The organism is Actinokineospora spheciospongiae (assembly GCF_000564855.1).
Classification (GTDB): domain Bacteria; phylum Actinomycetota; class Actinomycetes; order Mycobacteriales; family Pseudonocardiaceae; genus Actinokineospora; species Actinokineospora spheciospongiae.
This window is the reverse complement of record NZ_AYXG01000199.1, coordinates 1-6,595: the sequence shown is the minus strand read 5'-3', so window position 1 is coordinate 6,595 and position 6,595 is coordinate 1. Positions and strand designations below refer to the sequence as shown.

The 6,595-nt window shown below is 71.7% G+C and carries 3 protein-coding genes; 1 reads left to right on the top strand and 2 read right to left on the bottom strand.

Going from position 1 to position 6,595, the window contains the following annotated elements:
* Positions 1-116: 116 nt before the first annotated feature.
* Positions 117-3,491, bottom strand: a complete 3,375-nt coding sequence (locus tag UO65_RS25335; RefSeq protein ID WP_035287143.1) for a pyruvate carboxylase — start codon at positions 3,489-3,491, stop codon at positions 117-119.
* A gap of 399 nt (positions 3,492-3,890) precedes the next feature.
* On the bottom strand, positions 3,891-4,964 hold the full coding sequence (locus UO65_RS25330) for a S8 family peptidase (protein WP_052021758.1): 1,074 nt from the start codon (positions 4,962-4,964) through the stop codon (positions 3,891-3,893).
* A 488-nt stretch (positions 4,965-5,452) separates the two neighbouring features.
* Here UO65_RS25330 and UO65_RS33670 point away from each other — a divergent pair.
* Positions 5,453-6,595, top strand: a 1,143-nt coding sequence (locus UO65_RS33670) for a coiled-coil domain-containing protein (protein ID WP_052021757.1), incomplete at its 3' end; no start/stop codon positions are given.

The window sequence follows — 6,595 nt, the reverse complement described above, 5'->3', positions numbered from 1 at the left end:
GGCCCCGGCCAAACACATCCACCCAGCCGGGCACACCCACAAAACGACCGGGCCCTAAAAACGGCGCACGGCCGAGCAAATTCACCCGGCCGTGCACCGAAACAAACCCCGAAACCCTACGACAGCACAGCCAGCAGGTCGCCGCCTTCCACCTGCTGCACCCCACCGATCGCCAACCGCGCCACGGCACCCGCCTTCGGCGCGGTGATCGCGGCCTCCATCTTCATCGCCTCGATCGTGGCGATGGTCGCCCCGGCCTCCACCCGGTCCCCCTCGGCGACGGCCAGGGTGACCACGCCCGCGAACGGCGCGGCGACGTGGTCGGGGTTGGCGCGGTCGGCCTTCTCCGCGACCGGGAGGTCGGAGGCGACCGAGCGGTCGCGGACCTGGATCGGGCGCAGTTGGCCGTTGAGGGTGGCCATCACCGTGCGCACGCCGCGCTCGTCGGCGTCGCCGATGGCCTCCAGTTCGATGAGGAGGGTGACGCCCTTCTCCAGGGAGACCGCGTACTCCTTGCCCTGTTCCAGGCCGTAGAAGAAGTCCTTGCTGGCCAGGACGCTGGTGTCGCCGAACTGGTCGCGGTGGGCGCGGTACTCCTTGGTGGGGCCTGCGAACAGCAGGCGGTTGAGGGTGGCGCGCGGGTCCTCCGCCAGGCCTGTGCGGTCCTCCTCGGTCAGCTCGGCGACGCCCTTGGGGGCGGGGCGGCCCTGGAGGGCCTTGGTGCGGAAGGGCTCCGGCCAGCCGCCCGCCGGGTCGCCGAGTTCGCCGTGCAGGAAGCCGATGACCGAGCCGGGGACGTCGAAGCGGCTGGGTTCGGCCTCGAACTCCGCCGGGTCGACCCCGGCGCCGACCAGGTGCAGGGCCAGGTCGCCGACGACCTTCGACGACGGGGTGACCTTGACCAGGCGGCCCAGCATCCGGTCGGCGGCGGCGTAGGTGGTCTCGATCTCCTCGAACCGGTCGCCCAGGCCCAGGGCGACGGCCTGGGTGCGCAGGTTCGAGAGCTGACCGCCGGGGATCTCGTGCAGGTAGACCCGGCCGGTCGGCGCGGGCAGGCCCGCCTCGAACGGGCGGTAGATCTTGCGCACGATCTCCCAGTACGGCTCCAGGTCCGACACCGCTTGCAGCGACAGCCCGGTTTCGCGGTCGCTGTGGTCGGTGGCGGCCACGATCGCCGACAGCGACGGTTGCGAGGTGGTGCCCGACAGCGACGCGACCGCCCCGTCCACGGCGTCCACCCCGGACTGGATAGCGGCCAGGTAGGTGGCAAGCTGCCCGCCCGCGGTGTCGTGGGTGTGCAGGTGCACGGGGAGGTCGAACTCCTTGCGCAGCGCGGTGATCAGCCGGGCCGCGGCGGGCGGGCGCAGCAGGCCCGCCATGTCCTTGACCGCCAGGACGTGCGCGCCCGCGCCGACGATCTGCTCGGCCAGCTTGAGGTAGTAGTCGAGGGTGTAGAGCTGCTCGCCGGGGTCGGACAGGTCGGCGGTGTAGCAGAGGGCGACCTCGGCGACGGCGGTGCCGGTGGCGCGCACCGCCTCGATGGCCGGGCGCATCTGCTCGACGTCGTTGAGCGCGTCGAAGATGCGGAAGATGTCGATGCCGGTCTTGGTGGCCTCGTCGACGAACGCGTCGGTCACCTCGGTCGGGTACGGGGTGTACCCGACGGTGTTGCGCCCGCGCAGCAGCATCTGCAGGCAGATGTTCGGCACCGCCTCGCGCAGCGCGGCCAGCCGGTCCCACGGGTCCTCGGCGAGGAAGCGCAGCGCCACGTCGTAGGTGGCGCCGCCCCAGGCCTCCAGCGACAGCAGCTCCGGGGTGGAGCGGGCCACGTGCGGGGCCACGGCGAGCAGGTCGCGGGTGCGCACCCGGGTGGCCAGCAGCGACTGGTGCGCGTCGCGGAAGGTGGTGTCGGTGACGCCGACGCGCACGGATTCGCGCATCCACCGGGCGAAGCCCTCCGGGCCCAGTTCGACCAGCTTCTGCTTGGAACCCGCGGGCGGCTCGGCGGACAGGTCGACGGGGGGCAGCTTCTCCACCGGGTCGATGACCTTGGGGCGCTCGCCGTGCGGCTTGTTGACCGTCACGTCGGCGAGGTAGGTCAGCAGCCGGGTGCCGCGGTCGGCGGAGTGCCGGGCGGTCAGCAGGTACGGGCGCTCCTCGATGAAGGCCGTGGTGACCCGGCCCGCGCGGAAGTCCGGGTCGTCCAGGACGGCCTGCAGGAACGGGATGTTCGAGGCCACGCCGCGGATGCGGAACTCGGCGACGGCGCGCTTGGCCCGGCGCACCGCGAGGTCGAAGTCGCGGCCCCGGCAGGTGAGCTTGACCAGCATGGAGTCGAAGTGCGCGCTGACCTCGGCGCCCGCCGCGGTGCCGCCGTCGAGGCGGATGCCGCTGCCGCCCGGGGAGCGGTAGGCGCTGATCATCCCGGTGTCCGGGCGGAACCCGTTGGCCGGGTCCTCGGTGGTGATGCGGCACTGCAGCGCCGCGCCGCGCAGGTAGATGTCCTCCTGGCGCAGGCCGAGGTCGTCGAGGGTTTCCCCGGCGGCGATGCGCAACTGCGCCTGCACCAGGTCGACGTCGGTGACCTCCTCGGTCACCGTGTGCTCGACCTGGATGCGCGGGTTCATCTCGATGAAGACGTGGTTGCCGCGGGTGTCGAGCAGGAACTCGACGGTCCCGGCGTTCTTGTAGTTGATGTGCCGAGCGAAGTCGACCGCGTCCTGGCAGATCTTGTCGCGCAGCTCCGACGGCAGGTTCGGCGCCGGGGCGATCTCGATGACCTTCTGGTGGCGCCGTTGCAGCGAGCAGTCGCGCTCGTAGAGGTGGATGACGTTGCCCGCGCCGTCGGCGAGGATCTGCACCTCGATGTGCCGGGGGTCGAGCACCGCCTGCTCCAGGAACACGGTGGCGTCGCCGAAGGCCGACTCGGCCTCGCGCATCGCCGCCTCCAGCGCGTCGCGCAGACCGGCGGCCTCCTCGACCCGGCGCATCCCGCGCCCGCCGCCACCGGCGACGGCCTTGACGAAGATCGGGAACCCGATGTCCTCGGCGGCGGCCAGCAGGGCCTCGACGTCCTCGGACGGCTCCGACGAGCGCAGCACCGGCAGACCGGCCTCGCGGGCGGCGGCGATGGCGCGGGCCTTGTTGCCGGTCAGCTCCAGGATCTCCGCGCTCGGGCCGACGAAGGTGATCCCCGCGTCCGCGCACGCCTTGGACAGCTCGGGGTTCTCCGACAGGAAGCCGTAGCCGGGGTAGACGGCGTCGGCACCGGCCTTCCGCGCGGCCTTGACGATCTCCTCGACCGACAGGTACGCCCGCACCGGGTGCCCCGGCTCACCGATCTCGTAGGCCTCGTCGGCCTTCATCCGGTGCTGGGAGTTGCGGTCCTCGTGCGGGAAGACGGCGACCGTCCCGGCGCCGAGCTCGTACCCGGCTCGGAACGCCCGGATGGCGATCTCGCCTCGGTTGGCGACAAGCACCTTGCGGAACATGCCCGGTTACCTCCTGCTGACTCAGGGACGGTTGCAGGAGGTTACCGTGGTTTTCCCAGGCACCGGGAGGATCGTTCCGCGTGATGGGTGCCATCCCGCTCGGTCCCCGGACCGGGTCCGCCTCCTGCGGTCCAGATCTTCACCGCAGGCTCCCACCCCGGGCGCGATTGTGCCGGGCGTGCGGGTATTCGGCGTGCCCTGGACCGATCCACCGGCGTTCTCCCGCACCGGGGTGAGTGTCGGCCGTCACGTCGCCCGGCTCTTGCCGGGGCGGTCGCGGCGGGGTTTCCGGGCGCCGCGGGCACTGCGGAAGATCGTTCCCGTCGTACCCCGACGCTCCGGTTCGACTACTGCGCGTGACGTGCGCCCGGGGAGCGGGTCGGGCGCACGTCCGCCCGGTCAGCCGCCGAAGGGTCCGGTGTGGAGGATCAGGTTCGGGGTGCCGGTCGGGAACGGGCACGGGGTGGGCACGGCGGTGCCGACCACGGCCGCGTGCACCTGCGCGGCGGTCCAGGTCGGGTTGACCGCCACCCGCAGCGCGGCGGCGCCCGCGGTGAAGGCGGAGGAGATGGAACTGCCGGACAGGGTGTTGGTGCCGCCACCGGGCCACGGGCCCCGGATGTTCTGACCGGGGGCGTGCACGTCGACGGTGGGGCCGTAGTTGGAATTGCTCGCGCGGCAGTCGGTGGTGGTCAGCGAGCCGGACACCAGCGCCTCGGTGACCCGCGAGGGCGAGTAGTTCGCCGCGTTGGCGGCCGAGCCGCCCGCGGCGACGGAGACGGTCACCCCGGAGGCGATCACCCGGCGCACCGCGGCGTCGATCGCCGTGCTGGGGCCGCCGCCGATGCTCATGTTGACCACGGCGGGCTTGACCGCGTTCGCGGCGATCCAGTCCAGCCCGGCCACGACCTGGGCGGTGGTGCCCGAGCCGGAGGCGTTGAGGACCTTCACCGGGACGATCCGCACCTGCTTGGCCACGCCGTGCGCGGTGCCGCCGACGATGCCCGCGAGGAAGGTGCCGTGGCCGTTGCCGTCGGCGGTGGAGCCGGAGCTGGTGGCGTCGTGGCCGGGCAGCAGCCTGCCCGCGTAGTCCGGGTGCGCGCTGACGCCGGTGTCGACGATGTAGGCGCGCACGTTCGCCGCGGTGGTCTCGTAGTGGTAGTTGGCGTTGAGCGGCAGGGCGGGCTGGTCGATGCGGTCGAGGCCCCAGTTCGGCGGGTTGGGCTGGTCGGCGAGGGCGTGCACGGTGCCGTTGGGTTCGACCGCGGCGACGGCCGGGTCCGCGGCGAGGGCGGCGGCGGCCGAGGGGGTCAGGCGGGCGGTGTAGCCGGGGCCGCGCGCGGGCGTGACCACGTAGTCGGCGGCGGTCTCGCGGGCGGTGGTCCCGTGGGCGGGCAGCGCGGTGGTGGCGGCGCCGAGCAGCACGAGGGCGGCCACCGCGAGGAGCGGGCGGCGGGTGCGAGTGGTTTTCATGTCTCCCTCGTTAGCGGCGCGGCACGAACCGGGCAAGGTTCACCAATTGCCGGAGTGGCCCGCCACCATTGGTCTCGCGCCATTGGCGGAGCACCCGCCACCGAACGCTTGTCCGGTTTAATCGCCCCGGTTCAGCGGGACAACTTGTCACCCGTTCGAGTGAGTCGGGTTCATGGCGGAAGCGGGAAAGACCGGAATCCGCCGGCCACGATGCGTCATCGGCCGAACACGAGAGGATATCGGGAACGGTCGGAAATGGACGAGCCCGGAAGCGGTTCCGGTCTGACCGGATAGGACAGAAGAATTTCAGAAGCCCTGTCGGACAAGGATTTCATCCGGGGGTGAGCGTTCCGACCCGGTGTCCGCACCCGACGCCGCCCGGGTGCGCTCATCGTGCCGAGGGCCGCCCTAGTTGCTCTGCTGTTCGATACGGAGAATTATCGTGGGCGCCGTGTTCACCCGGCAGGTGGTCATACTAAAGTGAGGCAATGCCCTCTGGTGACGCCGCCGAGTCGAACGACCGGCTCCCCCACTTCGACACCGTCCTGCGCGGCTACAACCCGCGGCAGGTCAACGAGCGAGTCACTCGCCTGACCTACGACCTCCGCCACGCCACGAAGGACCGGGACGAGGCGGCGAGCAAGATCGGCGAGCTGACCAAGTCGCTCGGTTCGTTGCAGCAGCAGCTCCTGGAGACGACCACCCGGCTCAACCGCATCAGCGCGAACCCCAACAGCACCGAGGGCATGACCGAGCGGGTCCGGCTCATGATGCAGCTCGCCGAGGAGGAGATCGCCGAGTTCAAGCGGCAGGCCGACGAGTACGGCAAGTCGACCCGCGCGGACGCGGAGGGCTACGCGGCCAACACCCGCAAGGAGGCCGACGGCTACTCGGCGGGCACCCGCAAGGGTGCCGACGAGTACGCGGCGCAGACCCGGCTCAAGGCCGAGACCTACGCCACGAACACCGGCAACAAGGCCAACGAGGCGGCGGCCAACACCAGGGCGGCCGCGGACAAGTACGCGGCCGACCTCAAGGGCAAGCACGACAAGATGATCGTGGACCTCGAGGAGCGCCGCAAGCAGCTCGAGGCCGACTACACCCGCAACCACGCGGAGCTCGACGCCGAGTACGAGGGCATGCGCGCGAGCCTGACGGCCGAGCACAAGAAGCTCATGGCCGATGCCCGCGCCGAGGTCGAGAACCAGTCCAAGGCCAACGACGCCCGCATCGCGCAGCTCTACGCCGACGCCAAGGCCCACCGCGAGCAGCTCGACGCCGAGGCCCTGCGGGTCCGCGAGGGCTTGGACGCGGAGTCGCTGCGCGCCCGCAAGGACGCCGACGCCCAGGCGGAGAAGGAGCTCGCCGCCAAGCGCGCCCAGGCCGAGCAGGCCCTGGCCAAGCGCACCGACGAGGTCGAGGCCACCCTCAAGGCCCGCACCGAGCAGACCGACCGGGAATTGGCCGACCGCAAGGCCAAGGTCGAGGCCGACCTCAACGCGCAGGCCACCCGCACCGAGAAGGCCCTCGCCGACCAGACCGCCGCCACCGAGAAGGCCCTGGCCGACCAGCGGGCGAAGACCGACGCCGACCTCAAGGCCAAGCGCGAACAGGCCGAAGCGGCAGCCGCC